Origin of the sequence: Rhizobium sp. Root708, assembly GCF_001429725.1 — a bacterium.
In the GTDB taxonomy this organism is placed as follows: Bacteria; Pseudomonadota; Alphaproteobacteria; order Rhizobiales; family Rhizobiaceae; genus Rhizobium.
In genome coordinates this window covers 401,827-420,170 of sequence record NZ_LMHV01000023.1, presented here as the reverse complement: position 1 = coordinate 420,170, position 18,344 = coordinate 401,827, and the positions used below count along the sequence as shown (strand labels likewise).

General features: G+C 58.2%; 17 protein-coding genes and 3 pseudogenes. 14 read left to right on the top strand and 6 right to left on the bottom strand.

The features are described from left to right. Positions 1-14: 14 nt before the first annotated feature. From ASE04_RS16335 to ASE04_RS16320, 4 genes are all read left to right on the top strand, one after another. Positions 15-647: a DsbA family protein gene (locus tag ASE04_RS16335; protein WP_056819042.1), complete on the top strand. Its 633-nt coding sequence runs from the start codon at positions 15-17 to the stop codon at positions 645-647. Positions 648-680: 33 nt separating this feature from the next. After that, positions 681-917: a tautomerase family protein gene (locus ASE04_RS16330; protein WP_056819040.1), complete on the top strand. Its 237-nt coding sequence runs from the start codon at positions 681-683 to the stop codon at positions 915-917. A gap of 325 nt (positions 918-1,242) precedes the next feature. Next, positions 1,243-1,635, top strand: a complete 393-nt coding sequence (locus tag ASE04_RS16325) for a tautomerase family protein (RefSeq protein WP_056819038.1) — start codon at positions 1,243-1,245, stop codon at positions 1,633-1,635. Between the two features lie 236 nt (positions 1,636-1,871). Next, positions 1,872-2,573: a type 1 glutamine amidotransferase domain-containing protein gene (locus tag ASE04_RS16320; protein WP_056819037.1), complete on the top strand. Its 702-nt coding sequence runs from the start codon at positions 1,872-1,874 to the stop codon at positions 2,571-2,573. A 481-nt stretch (positions 2,574-3,054) separates the two neighbouring features. Here the strand turns inward: ASE04_RS16320 and ASE04_RS16315 are convergent, their stop codons facing one another. Then, entirely contained in the window at positions 3,055-3,720 is a 666-nt protein-coding gene (locus tag ASE04_RS16315) for a response regulator transcription factor (protein ID WP_056819034.1), read from the bottom strand. Positions 3,721-3,968: 248 nt separating this feature from the next. Between ASE04_RS16315 and ASE04_RS16310 the strand changes: the two genes are divergently transcribed. After that, positions 3,969-6,809: an ATP-binding protein gene (locus ASE04_RS16310; RefSeq protein WP_056819032.1), complete on the top strand. Its 2,841-nt coding sequence runs from the start codon at positions 3,969-3,971 to the stop codon at positions 6,807-6,809. Positions 6,810-7,096: 287 nt separating this feature from the next. After that, on the top strand, positions 7,097-7,774 hold the full coding sequence (locus tag ASE04_RS16305) for a GNAT family N-acetyltransferase (RefSeq protein ID WP_056819030.1): 678 nt from the start codon (positions 7,097-7,099) through the stop codon (positions 7,772-7,774). Between the two features lie 66 nt (positions 7,775-7,840). On the opposite strand, the gene ASE04_RS30740 is transcribed toward ASE04_RS16305, so the two are convergent. Next, complete coding sequence (locus ASE04_RS30740) at positions 7,841-8,008, bottom strand: hypothetical protein (protein ID WP_156408811.1); 168 nt, start codon at positions 8,006-8,008, stop codon at positions 7,841-7,843. A gap of 60 nt (positions 8,009-8,068) precedes the next feature. On the opposite strand from ASE04_RS30740, the gene ASE04_RS16300 reads away from it, so the two are divergent. From ASE04_RS16300 to ASE04_RS16285, 4 genes and pseudogenes are all read left to right on the top strand, one after another. Beyond that, positions 8,069-8,413 (top strand): SH3-like domain-containing protein, encoded by a 345-nt coding sequence (locus ASE04_RS16300; RefSeq protein ID WP_056819029.1) that lies wholly within the window; start codon positions 8,069-8,071, stop codon positions 8,411-8,413. A gap of 2 nt (positions 8,414-8,415) precedes the next feature. Further along, a pseudogene (locus ASE04_RS16295) lies at positions 8,416-9,069 on the top strand (nitrile hydratase subunit alpha). A gap of 12 nt (positions 9,070-9,081) precedes the next feature. Next, on the top strand, positions 9,082-9,438 hold the full coding sequence (locus ASE04_RS16290; RefSeq protein ID WP_056819028.1) for an SH3-like domain-containing protein: 357 nt from the start codon (positions 9,082-9,084) through the stop codon (positions 9,436-9,438). Further along, positions 9,435-10,217 (top strand): aquaporin, encoded by a 783-nt coding sequence (locus tag ASE04_RS16285; protein WP_082597371.1) that lies wholly within the window; start codon positions 9,435-9,437, stop codon positions 10,215-10,217. The genes ASE04_RS16290 and ASE04_RS16285 overlap by 4 nt, the downstream gene beginning before the upstream one ends. A gap of 97 nt (positions 10,218-10,314) precedes the next feature. On the opposite strand, the gene ASE04_RS16280 is transcribed toward ASE04_RS16285, so the two are convergent. Continuing rightward, entirely contained in the window at positions 10,315-12,258 is a 1,944-nt protein-coding gene (locus ASE04_RS16280; RefSeq protein ID WP_056819026.1) for a putative bifunctional diguanylate cyclase/phosphodiesterase, read from the bottom strand. A 230-nt stretch (positions 12,259-12,488) separates the two neighbouring features. On the opposite strand from ASE04_RS16280, the gene ASE04_RS16275 reads away from it, so the two are divergent. Further along, entirely contained in the window at positions 12,489-13,526 is a 1,038-nt protein-coding gene (locus ASE04_RS16275; protein ID WP_056819024.1) for a class I SAM-dependent methyltransferase, read from the top strand. A gap of 225 nt (positions 13,527-13,751) precedes the next feature. Here the strand turns inward: ASE04_RS16275 and ASE04_RS31660 are convergent, their stop codons facing one another. The 3 genes and pseudogenes from ASE04_RS31660 to ASE04_RS31650 form a co-directional block, all read right to left on the bottom strand. After that, positions 13,752-14,165, bottom strand: a complete 414-nt coding sequence (locus tag ASE04_RS31660) for a hypothetical protein (RefSeq protein ID WP_244490431.1) — start codon at positions 14,163-14,165, stop codon at positions 13,752-13,754. Between the two features lie 82 nt (positions 14,166-14,247). Then, positions 14,248-14,454 carry a hypothetical protein gene (locus tag ASE04_RS31655; RefSeq protein WP_244490430.1) on the bottom strand — a complete coding sequence of 69 codons (207 nt, stop codon included), beginning with the start codon at positions 14,452-14,454 and terminating at the stop codon, positions 14,248-14,250. Positions 14,455-14,571: 117 nt separating this feature from the next. Further along, a pseudogene (locus tag ASE04_RS31650) lies at positions 14,572-14,619 on the bottom strand (hypothetical protein); the annotation flags it as partial. Between the two features lie 526 nt (positions 14,620-15,145). Between ASE04_RS31650 and msrB the strand changes: the two are divergent. The 3 genes and pseudogenes from msrB (at position 15,146) to msrA (ending at position 18,234) form a co-directional block, all read left to right on the top strand. After that, positions 15,146-15,630, top strand: a pseudogene (gene msrB / locus ASE04_RS30140) (peptide-methionine (R)-S-oxide reductase MsrB). Positions 15,631-15,646: 16 nt separating this feature from the next. Further along, positions 15,647-17,494: a cytochrome c biogenesis protein DipZ gene (locus ASE04_RS16265; protein WP_056819022.1), complete on the top strand. Its 1,848-nt coding sequence runs from the start codon at positions 15,647-15,649 to the stop codon at positions 17,492-17,494. Positions 17,495-17,508: 14 nt separating this feature from the next. After that, entirely contained in the window at positions 17,509-18,234 is a 726-nt protein-coding gene (gene msrA, locus ASE04_RS16260) for a peptide-methionine (S)-S-oxide reductase MsrA (RefSeq protein ID WP_056819020.1), read from the top strand. The last annotated feature ends 110 nt before the right edge of the window (positions 18,235-18,344 follow it).

The window sequence follows — 18,344 nt, the reverse complement described above, 5'->3', positions numbered from 1 at the left end:
CGAAAGGAAAGACAATGGAACTTGTATTGGCCGCCGATCCGATGTGCTCGTGGTGCTATGGATTCGGCAAGCAGATGGAGCTTCTGCTCCAACGGCGCCCCGACGCCTCGCTGAGGATTGTTCTCGGTGGACTACGGGCTGGCGCGACCGACGTTCTGGACGACGCTGGCAAGCAATTCAGGCTGCATCACTGGGCGAAGGTCGAGGAAGCTAGCGGCGTGCCGTTCAACCGTGAAGGCCTGCTCGCCCGAACCGGTTTCGTCTACGATACCGAGCCCGTCTGCCGCGCGGTTGTGACTGCCCGAATTCTTCGGCCGGAAGCGGATATGTTGAAGGTCTTTCGGGCATTCCAGCACGCCTTCTACGTTGCTGCACTGGACACCACGGATGGGGCGGTCCTTGCGGATGTGGGACACAGGGCGCTTGAGGAGTTGGGTCATCCTGTCTCCGCAGCCGATTTCCTTGCAACATGGAAGAAGAGAAGCACCATCGAAGAGGCTGCGACAGACTTCGCGACGGCCCGTGCGATGGGTGTTTCCAGCTTCCCCACGCTGTTCCTGAAGAACGGTGGGATACTGAGCAGGGTTGGCGCCGGTTATGCCCACGTCGATCAACTCCAGAAGCATTTAGAGGCAATGGCCGCCTAGGGTCGATCCCGCCTCGAACAAGGAGAGTACGAAATGCCCATCGTCACCGTACAGGTAACGCGTGAAGGCACGACGCCCGATCGCACATCGGTCACTGCCGAGGAAAAGGCCGCGATCATCGCCGGCGTCAGTCAAGTCATGCTCGACGTTCTCAACAAGCCACTGGAATCGACCTATGTGGTGATCGAGGAGGTCGAACTCGACAATTGGGGTTGGGGAGGCCTCCCAACTGTCCAGTATAGAAAGAAGAAGGCAGACGGAACGGCCTGAATTCCGGACGATCTCGGAGATCACTGCGCTGACGCCGCCGGAAGAACAGCCGGCGGCGTGCCGCATGCCATACGCACCACCGGCAGGATCCATAACTGAATGCAGAACCGGCGTATCGGCCATACCATCGTTCAATAGCGTATGCTTGCGATCCGGCTCACGCTCTTGTCCGTTGGTTCGATGACGACCAGAGCCCGGATCGCATAAGGCGAGACGCGAGAGCAAGCCGCATCCATTCGCAGGCGCCCCGGTCGCGCCGCAGAACAGAATGCTTCTAAGCCGTGGACGTCGTCGGCACTTAAAGCGAAAGCCAGGGAGACGTCCGATGCCGCTGGTCAAAGTCCATGTCCTGAAATGTCGGACGTCTCAGGAACTCAGCATGCTGTTGGATACAATCCACGACGTCATTGTCGCGTCCTTCGGCGTCCCTCCGCGAGACCGCTATCAAATCCTTCATGAGCACGAGGCGTCTCACTTTTGGGCTCTCGACACCGGGCTCGACATCGCGCGGACTGAAAAAATCATCCTGCTCGAAATCGTCAGTCGGCCGCGGTCTCGAGATGCCAAGGTCGCGTTCTATGCCAATCTCGCCCGCGAGCTACAAGCCCGCTGCGATATCGAGCCGTCCGACGTGATGGTCACCATGATCAACAACTCGGACGAGGACTGGTCGTTCGGCTTGGGCAGGGCGCAATTCTTGACAGGCGAGCTTGGATAGCAGGTGCGGTTCAAGGCCGCACTAGACGGGTCGACCGCAGCTAAAATGGTCTGACCTGTCAATGAGGTCAGCGTCCTGGCTTTTTCAAGCTCGGGATCTCCCTACGCTTCAACTTCGCGCACCGACCGATACCAAGGTGTTGGCGATACCAACGTGCAAGTGCGAAATGCACTCATCCTCGGTAGTTTCTATCCGCAGCCATTCCGCTGCTGAACAGCATTGCAAGGAGCTGAACGATGAAGATTCTCATGGTATTCACCTCTCACGATATACTCGGAAGCACGGGGCGCAAGACTGGCTTCTGGCTCGAAGAGGGTGCTGCGCCCTATTACGTCTTCCGCGATGCCGGCGTCGATCTGACGCTGGTGTCACCCAAGGGCGGCCAACCGCCCATCGACCCGAAAAGCGACCTGCCGGAGAACCAGACGCCCGCCATGGCGCGATTCAAGGAGGATAAGGCCGCCCAAAAAGTGTTCGCAACCACCGGGAAGTTGAGCGACGTTCGCTCCGACGATTTCGACGCAGTCTTCTATCCCGGCGGCCATGGTCCCATGTGGGATCTGGTGGACAATCCCGACTCGATCAAGCTCATCGAGACCTTCTACAACTCAGGCAAGCCCGTCGCGGCAGTCTGCCACGCACCGGCCGTGCTGCACCGGGTAACCTACAACGGCGCTCCAATCGTCAAGGGCAAGCGGGTCACTGGTTTTACCAACGGCGAGGAAGAAGCAGTGCAACTGACCAAGGTCGTGCCGTTCCTCGTCGAGGACGAGCTCAAGCGGCTCGGCGGCCTCTATGAGAAGAAGCCGAACTGGGAGAGTTTCGCCATCACCGACGGCAGACTGATCACCGGCCAAAATCCGGCATCTTCGACAGCCGGCGCGCAAGCACTCGTAAAGCTTCTCACCAGCATGAAGGCCGGCGCGAAGGTAGCATAGGCCGTTCCTCGATAAGCAGCAGAGAGGCCAGTTACTATCTCCCGGCCGCTCTGCTGGCCCGATGCGTCAAAGAAATCTACGCAGAGGGATGTTGGTTTGCGGGGAAAATGACAGCTTTTTCGCATACGCTGCAAGCCATTCCGGGTCCCCCCGAGCCCGGCGCTTGACATCTTGAACCTTTCATAAAGCTCTGCATGAGCAAGGCAATAGCAGCGCCCCACCGAACTCTAGCTGTGAAATTTCAGGAGGCTGTTCATTCGGAGCAGATTTAAGAGACTGGAACTACCACACCTCTGTTTTCCGAGATTGCTTCGAACTTCACAAGAATGCCCGGTGTTAGTGCCGTACGGTCAGTCGGATAGACCCGTAGCTGATCCTAAGCATATGTTTAGTTCGCTAGGCAGAAGCCGCATTTGAACAATTGCCCCAGATTGCCCAAAAATGCGCGGCATTCGGTTCCTTGAAAACAGGGTAGCGGATATCACGGAGTTGATTGACGGTCGGCATATCCTGAGGCTGGCCCAAGTCTCGCGGCCATGTTGACCAAATCCGGCAGGGTTCTGGCATTCATCTTTCTCATGACTTGCCCCCGGTGAGCCTTCACGGTTATCTCGCTGATGTTCAGTCTAAAAGCCACCTGCTTGTTCAACAGGCCCTCCGCTACAAACTTCATAACCTGTCGCTCTCGCGGCGTTAGCGTCAGAAAATAGGCTTCCAGACGGTTCGCGTCATTGATTGCACGAATTGCTGCATTCACCTCATCCTCAAGAACGCTGGGGTCTTCTGGTTTCGGCATGAATGTCACGCGGAATTTGCTGATCGTGGCGGTCATGGCGGCACGGGGCTTGGCGGTCAGAACGATGATGGGGCAATGCGGGGCATGTAAACAAATAAGCTGCGTGAGATCTGAGGCCGTTAGTTCGGCCATGCCAGCATCAACGACAATACACCCGAAGGAGCCGGCCTGCGCGCTATCCAGAAAGCTGGTTGCCGAGGCGTACTGCTCTGGGTGCCATCCCATTCGAGTGGTATGTTCATGCAGCACCGAGGAGATATCGGTGCCGTTGCTCAGCACTGCCACCACCGGGAAGCTGGGCGGTATGATGACGTGCTTCAAAGGAGCGGTAAGGTATCTGGTGAGGTACATGTCATTTCTCCCACATTGATTTTACACGCGATATCCGGCTGAAGTGCTTGATTGACAGGTCGTACTCGCTTGTGTGGATATTGCTGTAATGGTTTTAGACGAGCGCGCAGGCTGTTGCGACTTAAGTGGCGTGACCGAACCTGAAAAAAGCTGAATAATTCTTCTAAGGGTTGCGTAAGCGCTGTTCCGCAATCTGCCCCTTCCATGGTCTTATTGTCATGGCTCCATCCACATAGAATCGGATTGCTTTGGGACAGATTGAGATTGGCCTTTTTGAGTATTCCGGATGGGAGCTTGATCTTGAGAAACGAGAGCTGCGTGCCATGGGCGCACCGGTCCCTCTCGGCAATCGAGCATTCGAAATCCTTGAGGCGCTCGCTCTTGCCTCGGGCGGGATCGTAATGAAGGACGCACTGATGAAGCGCGTCTGGCCCGGCCTCGTGGTCGAGGACAATACCCTTCAAGTACATATCTCGGCGATACGACGGGCGCTTGGTAAGGATCGCGACCTGCTCCGGACTGTGTCCGGTCGGGGGTATCGTCTCCTCGGTGAATGGACCGAACCCGAGGCGCGATTCCTTGGGTCGACGCAAGCGATCCGCGTGCCGTCGAGTGAACGCGGGGCTTTCGTCACGAATATACCTTCGGCCGCGTCCGAACTTATTGGACGTCAGGCTTCAATCCTGCAAATCATAACGTTGATGTCGGCCTATCGTGTTGTAACCCTTACCGGGCCGGGCGGCATCGGAAAGACTGTACTTGCATCGGAAGTCGCCCGACGTCTGCAGCCGTCGATCGACGGCGATGCGTTCTTTGTAGAACTGGTGTCGCTTCCAGATTCGAATCTCGTTCCGACAGCGCTTGCCCAAACCCTCGACTTACGCCTTCAAGGCGATGACATCTCCGCCGATCTCGTGGCTCAAGCCATCGGCAACAGGAAAATGTTGCTTGTCATCGACAATTGCGAACATGTTGTCGACGCCGCCGCTGAGATGGTCGAGGCAATCCTGCGCGCCTGCCCGAACGTATCTGTACTCGCCACGAGCCGGGAACTTCTTCGCATAGATGGCGAATTCACCTATCGCGTACCGCCGCTCGAGGTGCCTGCGAGAGAAGGAAATGCCGACGGGCTCCAACATAGTGCAGTTCAGTTGTTCGTCGCTCGAACGCTGGCGCTGCAGTCTGACTTTACTATGAGTGAAGAACGGATCTCGGTTATTGCGGGTATCTGCCGTCATCTCGACGGAATTCCCCTAGCCATAGAGTTCGCTGCTGCTCGGGCTGCCACCTTGGGGCTTCAGCAGATAGCTGGCCGCTTGGACGATCGCTTTGTGCTCCTCACTGGCGGCCGACGAACTGCTCTGCCTCGCCACCGAACGCTGCGGGCCGCACTTGATTGGAGCTACGAATTGTTGCCGGAAGGCGAGCGTCGCCTCCTTCGCAATCTGGCCGTCTTCCCCGCAGGCTTCACGTTGGAGGCGGCCACAGCGGCGAGCGGTGAGGGCGAGGAGGTAACCGCCATAGGGCTTTCGAATCTCGTCTCAAAATCGCTGGTTATATTTGAAGGAACGGACGCGGCTCCTCGGTGGCGTCTACTGGAGACCGTGCGGGTCTACTCGCTCGAAAAACTCGGGCCCGGCGCTGACTATCGGCTGGCAATGCAGCGAAGTGCGGAGTTCTTTTGGCTGTTCTTCCAGCCATTCTCGAATGCCAGCTCACTTCAGGTAGCGATCGAACATTTCGGTCCATACCGCCGGGAAATTGACAATCTACGAGCCGCTTTGACTTGGGCCTTATCGCCTGATGGCGATGGGAAGTTGGGAGCGAGACTGGCCGCCGCCACCTCCGATTTCTGGACCGCGACATCGCTTGTATTTGAATCTGGTGAGTGGGCTCAGAAGGCGCTGTCTCATCTTAAGGGTGAGGCGGGCAGTCGCACTGAAATGGTCCTTCAATGCGCGTTCGGGTTTGCCCTGATCTATACTCAAGGCATGAGCAAGCGGGGAAGAGAAGCGCTTGTTCGCGCGCTGTCACTCGCAAAAGCTTTGGGTGACGCAGATTATCGGCAACGAGTGACGTGCGCGCTTTGGCTTTTTTCCGCTCGCTCGATGGAGTTGGATGACGCGCTTGTCTATGCACGCGAATACGAGCAGGGTTCCGATGCACGAGACCTACAGTCACGCGCGGCAGCAGCGTGGATGATTGGTATTCCGCAGGCTTATCAAGCAGAGCACCTGGAAGCACACGACAGGCTTGACTGGGCCGCGAGGAGTTCGCCTCTTATCAATCGTCGCCGAGATATGCTGAGACTGGGGGCGGACATTCGAACGTCCTCTATGGCTCACAACACGGTCAACTTGATATCGCTGGGTCGACTGGACGCAGCCGCGCGCACAGCGGAAGATTCCATTCTCGAAGCACGCGCGACCAACCAGCCTTTTGTATCTTGCGTTGCCCTGGCTTGGGCGTCCGCTTTCGTATCCTTGAGCTTGGACAACGAGCCTCGAGCTCGAGAGTGGGGCGAAGAACTGATTGAACACGCCTTGCAGCATGGTATGAAGCCTTTCTACGCGGTGGGACTGTGTGTGCGTGGCAGTCTGGCTTCGCGATCAGGCTCGCCCGCGGAGGGCATAGACGCTCTTCGAGCCGGGCTTCGTGAAATGCATGAGACCTCGTATTTGCTGTTCTATCCCTTTTTCATGTGCGAACTCGCAGCCGCGTTACAGATGGCTGGGCGTCTGAACGAGGGCCTCGATCAAATCGAGGAGGCATTGATGTTTTCAGCCGCCAAAGGCTACCGATGGATGGTCCCGGAATTGCTGCGGAGAAAAGGCGAGATAATCGCGGCACAAAATGTCAGTGGAAGATCGCCGGTGAACCTGTTTCAGGAGGCCGCCGAACGAGCGTCCGCTCAACGCGGTCTGTATTGGGAGCTCACTGCGAGCATCACTCTTGTCGAACATCTTGCCGGTCGGGGAGAACAGCCGCCGACCCGGAAAATTCTCCTCCCCATCTACGAGCGATTCACTGAGGGTCTCTCGACCCCTCGACTTCTGCGGGCGAAGATGTTGATGGACCTGGGTTCTTGAGCTTCGCTGGATTTCGCGCTGCCAGTCCCCCCTGAGACATTGCCGCCGCGGCAGATCCGAACGCCCAGGTAGGCGGGGCAAGGAGGGTTAGCTAGTTGATGCACGAAACTAGCGAGAGGGGCGGATTAACCGGATTGAACGGACACCACGAAGCATCGGGAAAATCCATCCTGGCGCCTCAATCCCTCTCACGACGGCGGTCCGCCTACGGTCAATACCGCCTTGTCAGGAGGCCATTGCCTTTAAAAAGCGGCTGGACTATCCACTTCTTGACCAGAGGAGCGATTATGCGCGATCTTTCCAACTACAAGGTTGCAGCCCCAAGCCATCTGACGCTGAAGGGTCGGTATGGAACGGTTGAACCGTTCATTCCTGAGCAGCACCTGCAGGAACTCTGGAATGGATTGGGCGACATGAGCATCAATCCCCTACTACGTTACTTTGCGCAGGACGATTTTGGCGGCATCGACGATTTTGGCACGTGGCTCGAAGATGTCAAAAATAGCGGCTGGCTGACGCATATCTTCCGCAACAATAGGACTGCCAAAATCGTCGGTATGGCGAGTTTCATGCGTGCCGATCCAGCCAACGGCGTGGTCGAAATCGGCGGCGTGGCGCATGGTATTGACATGCAGCGCTCTGCGATCTCGACGGAAGTGCATTATTTAATGGCCAGGCATGTGTTCGAAGATCTGCGCTACCGCCGTTACGAGTGGAAATGCGACCATAAAAACGAGCCGAGCAAGACGACGGCCTTGCGCTTTGGCTTCACCTTCGAAGGCGTCTTTCGCCAGCATATGATCTCCAAGCGCCGCGATCGCGACACGGCTTGGTTCTCGATGATCGATAGCGAATGGCCGAAGCTCAACGATGCGTTTGAGGCTTGGCTCTCGCCGGAAAATTTCGATGCGGAGGGAAAGCAGGTTCGCAGGCTGGCGGATATCCGCGCTACCCTTGGCCAATAAGTGCTCGCACGAAACTGGAAGGCTTCCGACAAGCAAATGAGGCTGCCATATACCGCTTGGTATCTGCTACCTCATCTGCGGCGGCGCGGCCGTGGCGATCGTCGCCGACCGCATCATGCGGGCAAGCATCTCAGGACGGAAACGGTCGCCGCTGTAGCCCACCCGGCCGGTCGTTCGTGCTTTCTCGAAAGACCATGTCGACGTTTCGGACGTACCAGAAATCACTGACAACATCGCATCCGGTCTCCAGTCCCGTCCTCCGGGACGACGGTGGCGTTTGAACGGGATATTTCAATGCGGACGGACGACGTCGAAGTCACAGATGGAAAGCCAGTCGTATTTGCTCTCGGCGAAAAGCCGATATTCGCAGCGGGCGACAGGGTCCGCATCTCGGCGCGGTCTCCTATCGGGCATTACCGCGTTCCACGATACCTTCGCGGCAAGGAGGCGAAGATCGAGTCCGTCATCGACCCCGCGGCCGTCGACAACGAGGGGGAGGCCTACGGTCGCAACGCGGGCTCGCGCCTCCACTACTATCGTTGCGTGGTCTCGTTGAAGGAGGTCTGGCCGAACTATGCCGGTTCGAGCCGTGACGCTCTCGCGATCGAAATCTACGAGACATGGCTTGAAAGGATTTGACGATGAGCGAAACGGACGGCAATCACCACGACCACCATCGTCACCATCACCATCACCATCACCATGCCCCGATCTCCTCGGAGGGGACCATCAGCTACTACGAGGTAATGGAAATCGCGATGCGCGAGCTCCTCGTCGAGAGGAAGCTGATCGGTCCCGAAGAAATTCGACGCCAGATCGAAGTGCTCGATTCCCGCAATCCTGCTTTAGGCGCAAAGGTCGTCGCGCGTGCCTGGACCGATCCCGCGTTCAAGGCGCGTCTGCTCGCGAACGGCCGCACCGCGTGCGAGGAATTCGGCATCAGCTTCTACGACGACACACAGCTCATCGTCCTCGAGAACACCGAGAAGACTCACAATCTCATCGTCTGTACGCTTTGCTCGTGCTATCCGCGCCCCGTTCTGGGCCTGCCACCTGACTGGTAAAAGCTCAAGCCATATCGGGCCCGCGCGGTGTCTGAGCCGCGGGCGGTCCTTGCCGAGTTCGGCACCCACATTCCCGACGACGTCGAAGTTGTGGTCAGCGACTCCACCGCGATCGTCCGATATCTCGTCTTGCCGCTTCGTCCGGCGGCGACCGACGGCTTTTCCGAAGAGCAGCTCGCCGCGCTGGTGACGAGGGACACGATGATCGGTGTCGTCCAGGCGACCAAGTAAGGGAGAACGACCATGACCGATACCGCGGACCTTGTGTCGCGCCTGCCGAACGACATCGGGGGGCTTCCCGCTGGTCCGATCGAGAAGGTCGATCACGAACTTCTGCCGTGGGAGAAGCGATGCCATGCGCTCGCCGACGTCCTCGACTTCCACAAGATCATCAACACCGAAGAGAAGCGCCGAGGCGTCGAATCCCTGGGCAGCGACGTCGTCGGCAAGCTGACCTATTACGAACGCTGGATCGTCACCTTTGCGAACATCTCGTTCCAGAAGCAAATTCTGACGCCGGAGATGCTGGCGACGAAGATGGACGAGGTGGCTGCCCGACTTCGCAGTCAGGGCTGCAGGGTCGAGAGCCTCAGCCCATGAGCGACAACGACACCCCTTGCTTCTACGAGCGCGACGGTTCGCTCGCACTTCCACGTCGTGTCGTCGTCGAGACCGTGGGGACGGCGCTCCTGATGCTCGCTGTCGTCGCCAGCGGATTGACCTGCCAGCGTCTCGGCGCGGACGGAGCGATTGCAACGCTCGCAGGGGCGGTCGCGGTCTCGGCAAGCCTCGTCGGTCTGATCCTCGCCTTCGGCGCCGTGTCCGGCGGTCATTTCAATCCGATGATCACCATCATGCAGTGGATGTGGGGCGATCGCTCGCCCCAGTGCACGATATCGTATGTCTGCGGCCAGATCGTCGGGGCGCTCATCGGATCGCTGCTTGCGAATTCGCTGTTTCCGGCAGGGATAACCATGCCGTTGGTAGCCACGAATTCGATGGTCTGGAGCGAAGTGGTCGCGGGATGTGGCCTTATGATCGTCGTCTTCGGCTGTGCCCGCAGTGGTCGCCCGGAGAGCGGTCCTTTCGGTGTCGGTGCCTGGCTGACAGCGGCGATCATTGCCCTTCCGTCCGGATCGGTTGCGAACCCTGCGATCGCGATCGGCTGCCTGATTGCCGTGGGGCCTGTCGCTCTGTCCAAGGCGACTGCGGCAATGTACGTGCCCGCCGAACTGCTGGGCGGCCTCGTCGCGTTCCTTCTGATCTCCCTCTGCTATCCAAGAAAGGATCCGCAGCATCCGTCGTCATCCAAGGCGGATGCATCGAAGAGCGTTCGGAAGGCCGCCGCCGCCGTCGTTTCGTTCAGAAACCCGTCCTGAAGAGAAAGGCCGAGTGCTTTTTGACCAGTCCTTGTAGAAGTGAGCTGCTTCGCGTTTACGGCGGCAGGCCCGCGGGTGACGACATAGCCTTTGCTCGCTATGCCGCCTGCAAGAGTTCAGCACTAACCGGCATACCGAGGTGATAACCTTGAACGCGATCAATCTGGAGTTCTCTGAGCAGAGAAAGTTGCGCTGCAGTCTCCACACCCTCTACCAGAATAGTATTCCCGCGGTTGCGGATGAGCGAGATCATGTCCTGGAGCATCAACAGCCCGCGCGGGTTGGAGCAATCGTGCAGGAACGTGCGATCCACCTTCACAGTGTTGAAGTCGATCGCACGCAGCCAAGACAATCCCGCGAAGCCCGAACCGAAGTCGTCCAGCCATATCTCGACGCCGAGGCTCCGAAGATCGGCAATGCATTTGAACACCTCGGACCGCATGTCCATGTCCAGGCCCTCTGTGACTTCGAGCGCCAGGCGCGACCCGCCAACACCGCATTCCTTGAGGATCTCAGCCACGCTTGCCGCGAAGCCGGGTGCTCGTAACTGTATGGGCGACACGTTGACGCTGACCGTCGCCATACGGTCGGTCATCAGGATGTCACGGCATGCAGTCTCTATCGCCCATCGACCCAACTCGAGGATCGCTCCCGTTTGTTCCGCCACGGGAATGAACACCTTTGGCGAAACCGCGGTGCCGTTGGGCATCTTAAGTCGCATAAGCGCTTCAACAGCTCTGGCCTTGCCGTGCACGTCAAATATCGGCTGGTAGACGAGTGATACAAGGTTCCGATCGATTGCGGCGGCGAGCAACGGAACAAGCTTTCCGGCATTGTCATCTGGCCGTGGTAGCAGCGGATCAAAACTTCTGACGCAGTTCCGCCCACTCGCTTTTGCGTTATAGAGCGCAAGATCCGCCTCGCGTACGATCCGCTCGACTTTCTCGCCTGCCGGTTCACGTGTGAAGGCGACGCCCACACTTACCGATACGATCGTCCTATCATCCGGCCGTTCGTCATGTCCGATGGCAAGAAGCTCGACTTCGGTCCGTATCCTTTCGGCCAGGCTCAGAGCCGTCCGTTGAGATTCGACCGGCATCACGACGATAAACTCCTCGCCGCCATATCTTCCAATCATGCCGCCGGACGGCTCGACGACGGCCTTCAAAGCCTTGGCGATGACAGTCAGGCATCGGTCACCTTCCTGATGTCCGTACCGATCGTTGAAGCGTTTGAAGAAGTCGACGTCTATGAGAAAAACGAAAAAGTCACGGTGCTCGTTTTTCCAGGCGAGCCAGCACTCGTCGAGCCGCCGATCCAGCGCGCGCCTGTTACCAATACCTGTCAGATAATCGGTGTGGGAAAGCTCCAGTAGTGATTTTCCGCGTTCTGACGCTTCCCAATGCTGATGCCGCGCTTCCGCGGCATTCAGCAAGACGCTCCGACGCTCGATGGTCAGCCGCCAATTCACGAAAGACGTGAAGGTGAAGCACGAAACGTAGAACAATCCGAATGCAAGCTTGTAGGCAGGGCTAGACGGGAAAAATGCTTCGATCGTGACGAAAAATGCGCACAGTACGAGACCGGAGGTGATGACCGAAAGCCGGAAGCGGAAACTGAAGAACAGGTTGGCGCCCATCATGAATATCGCGCCGAAAATCATGTAGTACGACATCGCTGCCGTGTCGCGAGTAGCGATCGCCGGGCAAAGCCAGCCAACGTAACCAAAAACAAGTGCCGCGGCACATGTCACGTCAAGCCAGATGGTTTTAGCCTTTGCCAGTAACAACACCTCGAATACCAAGAGCGCTAGCGTCGCGACAACGAATCGCGCGGCTATGGTGATCGGGGCAACGTCGGGAATGAGCCATTGGTCCGGAACCGCAAAGGCGACGTAAACGGCAACCGCCATCCAGAGTCCGCGTCTGGAACTTCGCCGTCGGATAGCGTCATTCTCGGTTTCAAGAGACTTGCAGGCTTCAGCGAATGAAAAGTCCGTGGCGGAGCCGCCTGACGGCAGGTCAATGTATGATCTACTCATGCAAACAGACCGAGCGGATCGTGGTCAAGGTATAGTCGAAAGTAAGTCATGCTTCGGCGCCCTCCTAAAGTTACTTGCAGCAACTTGCGACCCGTTCGTCTATTACTTTGCACTATTAAATGGTGAGAATCATAAGTCGGATGCCAGAATTACCCTCATCGCGTGTGGAATCTAGTCGCCTTCGGAGTTGAGGTTGATTATAGTTAACTCCGGATCAACGGGGTTTCGAAATGGCACAGAGCTTGCGGTTGGATGGCGAAAGCCTTGTGGCGCCTGGCGAAATACGCGAAGCAACGAGAGGCGCAGCCACTCCGGACCCAGGCGATCTCTTGCTTGCCAAAGCCGAACTCGCCCTTGCGCTTGACCTCTCGTTCCGGCAATTCAGATCTGCGGTCGAGCCAGCGGCGATAATCGAGCGTCTAACTGTTGCTTTGCATCAGATGCGTCGTCGCTTTCATTCGGAAGTGTGGGATGACATCGTCGCAATCGCGCAAGCTCATCCGGTCGCGCAGTTTCTGCATCAAGACCCGCTGACGCGTTGGTCGTTCGACAAGCCGCGCGGTTATTCCGGCGACGCGCATCTTCTCGACTTTATCTATGGCAGCCCGGAAACCGCAGAGAGCATAAAGGCTTCAAGCGTGCTGGGTAGAGCAATCTATGACTATACCAGAAACGCCTCATCATCGGTCGCGGTGAGGGAACGCCGCGACATTCTCGCAAGGCGCGTCGACGAAATAGCATCCGCGCGACAAGGATCCGTGGAAGTGCTCGCCATCGCGTCCGGCCATCTTCGGGAAGGATTTTCCTCCGGAGCGCTTGAGGGTGGCTTGATCAAGCGATGGGTCGCCCTAGATCAAGACCCGCTGAGTGTCGGAACAGTCGCTCGCGATTTCGCCAACACATCCGTCGAGGCAGTGAACGGGTCAGTTCGATCGCTTCTCGGCGGGAAGCATTCCCTGGGTACGTTCGACTTCGTCTATGCGGCTGGACTGTACGACTATCTGCCCGACCCCGTGGCAATAAGGCTGACCAGGAAATGCCTTAGCCTGCTCAAGCCTGGCGGATCATTCCTATTCGCGAACTTTTCCCCGGAGATTGACGTCGACGGCTATATGGAGACTTTCATGAATTGGGCTCTGTTGCTTCGTTCCGAGCAGGACATGTCGATGATCGCGAAGGAGAGCGCGGACTCTGCGGATTTTCGGATATCGCTATGGTCGGGTGGAAATCGCAGCATAGCTTACTGCGAGATCAGTAAGCTGGCTTGAACGATACCGACGCCGTCTTGTGACCTTCAGCACGTCGGGATGCGCGCGGCGGTAGCCAATCCTCGCCGCTTTTGGGCGAGAGGATGGCCGGATTTTTCGCATGGAGCGATTAGGTCGGGAACGATCGGAACTATTAGGTTTCGATCCGGGGGCTGAGTTGTTGGGCCCGCAATTCGCTCTAGGCTCCTCGGCTGGAGGGATTGCTTTGCGAGTGGTGCGAAGCGGTCACGTCGCAAATTTTGGCGCAATAAGCGACTGCAGGTTCGTCAGTTCCGTGCCGTTGGCTGCGGAAATGATAGTGCGGGCCAATTCGTTTCCGGCCGCACGAATATCCTCGTTAATAGGAATAATCTCGGGCCTGATCCACTCGGTGAAACGAGTCGGCTCTTTCGCAACCATGTCAAAATCGATCTTGATGCGGGCGCCGACGCTTTCGAGGCCGGCAAGGAGAGCGACGCCAGTGCTTGCGCTGCCGGCGACAAAGCCGTCAACCGCGCCGCTCTCAAATGGCCAGCGTGTCCCCTCCTTGAAAATATCCTGAAGGAGGCTGTCGAGATCGACGTTGCCAAACGGTACTTCCGCGCATCCGAAGTCACGAACGCCTCGGCGGAACCCGTCCGACATGTGTTTGCAAAACATGAGATGCGCCGGTGGCGCCAGAAGCGCGAGATTTCGTCGTCCTTTGTCCGCAAGCCGTCGAACACTCTCATAAGCGAAGGCCTCATTGTCGAAATCGACGGAGGCGTGAACAGTCCGCAGTTGCGTTCGACCGAAGGTGACGAACGGAAATTCCTCTTTCGTCAGAAAAATAACGCGCGGATCCATGCGGGCCGTCCGGCACCACCACCATGCCATAACCTGAGCGGGAGAGCACTTCGGCGACGCCGTTCACAAGCGGCCCGGCAATGCCGAGGATCTCGTCTTCCATGTTCAGCACCAAGGCAATGACGCGTGACTTGCCCGTTCGAAGTCTGAACCCTGCGCGGTCCGGGCGATAGCCCACCTCGCGTGCCGCGAGCCTCACCCGCTCTTTCGTCGATGAGCTAATATCGTCGGCATCGTTGAGCGCACGAGAGACGGTCGCAGGCGCCAGCCCGGTGAGCTGCGCGATCGTTTTGAGCGTTGGTTTTGGCTGGAGCCGGCAATCGATAGCAGGTTCAATGGTTTCTACTCCGCCGTTACCCGAACGATGGACCAGAGTTCCATTCGCCCGCGCGCCGCAGGTTACGCGGCGGTCGAACAGGATTTGTCATCTGTTGTGACCTCCTTCCTGCAGAAAGAGGTGCCGCGGGCAGCGGCGGTGCATTCCCTGCAGGATATCTGGCGGCGATTTCTCTGAGGCAGTTTTGCCGCCGCACTTACCCGAAGCGATTTGACCTTCGACCGCGCTTTCCCGTGTCAATCGCCGGGAGGGCGCCTTGATCACAGTTCGTCGGCTCAGCGAACGTGTGGCGTCAGTTCACATTTTGGTGTTCTCGCCACCATGTGCGTAACGAAACGACTACTTCTCGCGTAGAGGCAGGTAGCGGTATGTTCGCGAGGATATAGCGTCAGGGAATAGAAATGCCCTTAGAGCGTCCTATGTCGGGGCGTGGTAAGCCCGCGAGGAGATTACGGTTATGGTCAAAAGACGCCATGTTCTTACTGGTGCGGGGTTAGCCATCCTCGCGCTTCGTTTCGGCTTCGCAGGCCGGGCCGCAGCGGCGGAAAGTTATCCCGTGTAACACACGGATGCGGAATGGCAGAAGCTGTTGTCCGCCGATCAATATTCCGTCCTGCGTAAGGAGGAACCGAGTACCCGTTCACCAGCCCACTCCTCAAGGAACACCGAAAAGGCAACTTTGCCTGCGCGGGCTGCGATCAGGACGCATTCTCTTCGACTACCAAATTCGAAAGCGGCACGGGCTGGCCCAGCTTCTGGGCGCCGCTCGAAGGCGCGGTCGCAACGACGAAAGACGCTTCGCTCGGCATGGCTCGGACGGAAGTTCACTGCAGCCGGTGCGGCGGTCATCTCGGCCATGTTTTCGATGACGGGCCACAACCCACGGGACTGCGTTACTGCATGAACGGCGTTGCCATGAACTTTCATCCGGCTTCGGCCTGAGCAATCGAGCTACTCCATGATCCTCTTCCTCCTCGCATATTTCGGCGGCGTCTTGACGATCGTCAGCCCATGCATTCTCCCGGTGCTGCCTTTTGTTTTCGCCCGCGCCGGGCAGCCGTTCATGCGCAGCACCCTGCCCATGCTTGTGGGGATGGCCGCGACGTTTGCCGCTGTCGCAACCCTTGCTGCCTTGGGTGGAGGATGGGCGGTGCAGGCGAATGAGTATGGCCGCTACGCGGCAATGGTTTTGCTGGCTGCGTTCGGCATTGTTCTGCTTTTCCCCGCACTCTCAGACTATCTGACGCGCCCGCTGGTGTCGCTCGGCGCGCGCCTGTCGCAATCCGCAGATAGAGGAAGCCGGGCAGGGGGCTCTGCTATCTTCGCGTCGCTCTTGCTCGGCATAGCAACGGGCCTTCTCTGGGCGCCGTGTGCCGGTCCGGTCCTCGGTCTCATTCTTACCGGCGCCGCCCTGCAAGGCGCGAGCGTAGGCACCACGCTGCTTCTGCTTGCCTATGCCCTCGGTGCTGCCACCTCCCTTGCGCTCGCCCTGCTCGTCGGCGGCAAGGTCTACCAAACGATGAAGAAATCACTCAGCGTTGGCGAGTGGGTACGCCGTGGCGTTGGGATCGCCGTCCTGATTGCCGTCATTGCAATCGGAATGGGCCTGGATACAGGATTCCTGACGCAAGCCTCCGTCGCGAGCACAGCTTCTCTGGAGCAAAGCCTGATTGACAGGCTACAGCCTCGGGAACCATCCTCGGTCGTCATGGGCAAGAATGATGCCGGCGCCATGATGATGAGCGGCGGCAACGACCAGATGATGAACGGCAGCCCCGCGATGATGAGCGGGGCAAATGCGATGATGATGCAGACAAAGCCGAAGGCTGGCGCCGACGCGCTCCCTGTCGAAAGTAACATGCCGTCGCTCGACGGTGCCGTTCAGTGGTTGAACTCGCCACCACTTTCGACCGACACCCTCAAAGGCAAGGTGGTCCTCGTCGACTTCTGGACCTATTCCTGCATCAACTGCATCCGCGCTATCCCCTATGTCAAAGCCTGGGCAGAGAAGTACAGGGATCAGGGACTAGTCGTGATCGGCGTGCATGCGCCGGAGTTCGCTTTCGAGAAGAACATCGACAATGTGAAGAAGGCCATTGGTGATCTTGGCATCACCTATCCTGTTGCGATCGACAATGACTATGCCATCTGGCGCGCCTTCGACAATCAGTACTGGCCAGCACACTACTTCATCGACGCCGAGGGACGCGTGCGTCATCATCATTTCGGGGAAGGCGAATACGATCAGTCGGAGCGTGTCATCCAGCAGCTCCTTGCCGAAGCCGGCACGTCAAATGTCGCTGGCGATATTGTTGATGTGAAGGCAACGGGCGCTGAAGCCTCGTCCAACGAGAATGATGTCCAATCGCCGGAAACCTACTTCGGCTGGCAACGCTCCCAAAACTTCGTCGATGCCAATGGGACCGTCAACGGCGCGCCGCACGTCTATACGGCCGCCGAGCCTCGCCTGAACGAGTGGGGCTTGACCGGCAAATGGACCGCCGGAGCGGAAAACGCCGATCTGAACGACAAGGACGGCAGCGTTTACTTTCGTTTCCATGCTCGCGATCTACACCTGGTCCTGGGTCCCGGCGCCGATGGCAAGCCCGTGCGTTTCAGGGTCACGGTTGATGGGCAGGCGCCAGGCGACAACCGCGGAGTCGATACCGATGCGGACGGGAACGGCACCGTGACCGGACAGCGGCTTTACCAGCTTGTGCGCCAGCACGGGCCGATCGCCGATCATACGTTCGAAATCCACTTCCTCGATCCCGGCGTACAAGCTTACGCCTTTACTTTCGGCTGAAGGAGATCACGACAATGCGCAGTTTCATGACAAAAGCCGGCATTTCTTTCCGTCAGATGCTCGTCGGCATTGCAGCGCTCGCAGGAGTGGCGGCAGCCCTGTCTGTCACGTCGCAGGCGGCGGAGGAAGCCAAGGTCATTCCGGCGCCAACGCAAGACGAACCAACCGGCGCTAAGCCCGAAACCACCGTCCTCGCGGGTGGTTGCTTCTGGGGCGTCCAGGGTGTCTTCCAGCATGTGAATGGCGTGATCAGCGCCACCTCCGGATACGCGGGCGGCGCCAGATCCTCGGCCCAGTATGAAACCGTAGGCACAGGTTCAACGGGCCACGCCGAGTCCGTTCAGGTGGTCTTCGACCCGAAGAAGGTCAGCTTCGGACACCTGTTGCAGATCTATTTTTCCGTAGCGCACGACCCAACGCAGTTGAACCGCCAGGGGCCGGATACCGGCACCCAGTATCGGTCGGCGATTTTCCCTCAAAACGATCAGCAGGCAAAGGTCGCCAAGGCCTATATCGGCCAGTTGAACCATGCGCGGGTCTACGACGCCGCGATCGTCACAAAGATCGAACCGGGAAAGAACTTCTACCCCGCTGAGGCCTATCATCAGAATTTCCTGAACGATAACCCGACCTATCCCTACATTGTCATCAACGATCTTCCGAAGGTCAGGAATCTCAAGAGCATCTTCCCGGCGGATTATCGCCCGGAGCCGGTTCTCGTGGCGCGCAACAATCAGTGAGCACCGTTGCGAAAGGTCAGCCGTCGCCTTGTTTATTCGAAGCGATCAACGGTCGCTTTGTGAAGCGCTTGGCGTTTCCGAACGCAATACGCGTTCGGTGGGTTCAAGCG

What these genes read in the sequence shown, in the direction of transcription:
- ASE04_RS16335 (WP_056819042.1), top strand. Translation starts at nt 15, where the DNA reads ATGGAACTTGTATTGGCCGCCGATCCGATGTGCTCGTGGTGCTATGGA.
- ASE04_RS16330 (WP_056819040.1), top strand. Translation starts at nt 681, where the DNA reads ATGCCCATCGTCACCGTACAGGTAACGCGTGAAGGCACGACGCCCGAT.
- ASE04_RS16325 (WP_056819038.1), top strand. Translation starts at nt 1,243, where the DNA reads ATGCCGCTGGTCAAAGTCCATGTCCTGAAATGTCGGACGTCTCAGGAA.
- ASE04_RS16320 (WP_056819037.1), top strand. Translation starts at nt 1,872, where the DNA reads ATGAAGATTCTCATGGTATTCACCTCTCACGATATACTCGGAAGCACG.
- ASE04_RS16315 (WP_056819034.1), bottom strand. Translation starts at nt 3,720, where the DNA reads ATGTACCTCACCAGATACCTTACCGCTCCTTTGAAGCACGTCATCATA.
- ASE04_RS16305 (WP_056819030.1), top strand. Translation starts at nt 7,097, where the DNA reads ATGCGCGATCTTTCCAACTACAAGGTTGCAGCCCCAAGCCATCTGACG.
- ASE04_RS30740 (WP_156408811.1), bottom strand. Translation starts at nt 8,008, where the DNA reads ATGTTGTCAGTGATTTCTGGTACGTCCGAAACGTCGACATGGTCTTTC.
- ASE04_RS16300 (WP_056819029.1), top strand. Translation starts at nt 8,069, where the DNA reads ATGCGGACGGACGACGTCGAAGTCACAGATGGAAAGCCAGTCGTATTT.
- ASE04_RS16290 (WP_056819028.1), top strand. Translation starts at nt 9,082, where the DNA reads ATGACCGATACCGCGGACCTTGTGTCGCGCCTGCCGAACGACATCGGG.
- ASE04_RS16285 (WP_082597371.1), top strand. Translation starts at nt 9,435, where the DNA reads ATGAGCGACAACGACACCCCTTGCTTCTACGAGCGCGACGGTTCGCTC.
- ASE04_RS16280 (WP_056819026.1), bottom strand. Translation starts at nt 12,258, where the DNA reads ATGAGTAGATCATACATTGACCTGCCGTCAGGCGGCTCCGCCACGGAC.
- ASE04_RS16275 (WP_056819024.1), top strand. Translation starts at nt 12,489, where the DNA reads ATGGCACAGAGCTTGCGGTTGGATGGCGAAAGCCTTGTGGCGCCTGGC.
- ASE04_RS31660 (WP_244490431.1), bottom strand. Translation starts at nt 14,165, where the DNA reads ATGTTTTGCAAACACATGTCGGACGGGTTCCGCCGAGGCGTTCGTGAC.
- ASE04_RS31655 (WP_244490430.1), bottom strand. Translation starts at nt 14,454, where the DNA reads ATGGAAGACGAGATCCTCGGCATTGCCGGGCCGCTTGTGAACGGCGTC.
- ASE04_RS16265 (WP_056819022.1), top strand. Translation starts at nt 15,647, where the DNA reads ATGATCCTCTTCCTCCTCGCATATTTCGGCGGCGTCTTGACGATCGTC.
- msrA (WP_056819020.1), top strand. Translation starts at nt 17,509, where the DNA reads ATGCGCAGTTTCATGACAAAAGCCGGCATTTCTTTCCGTCAGATGCTC.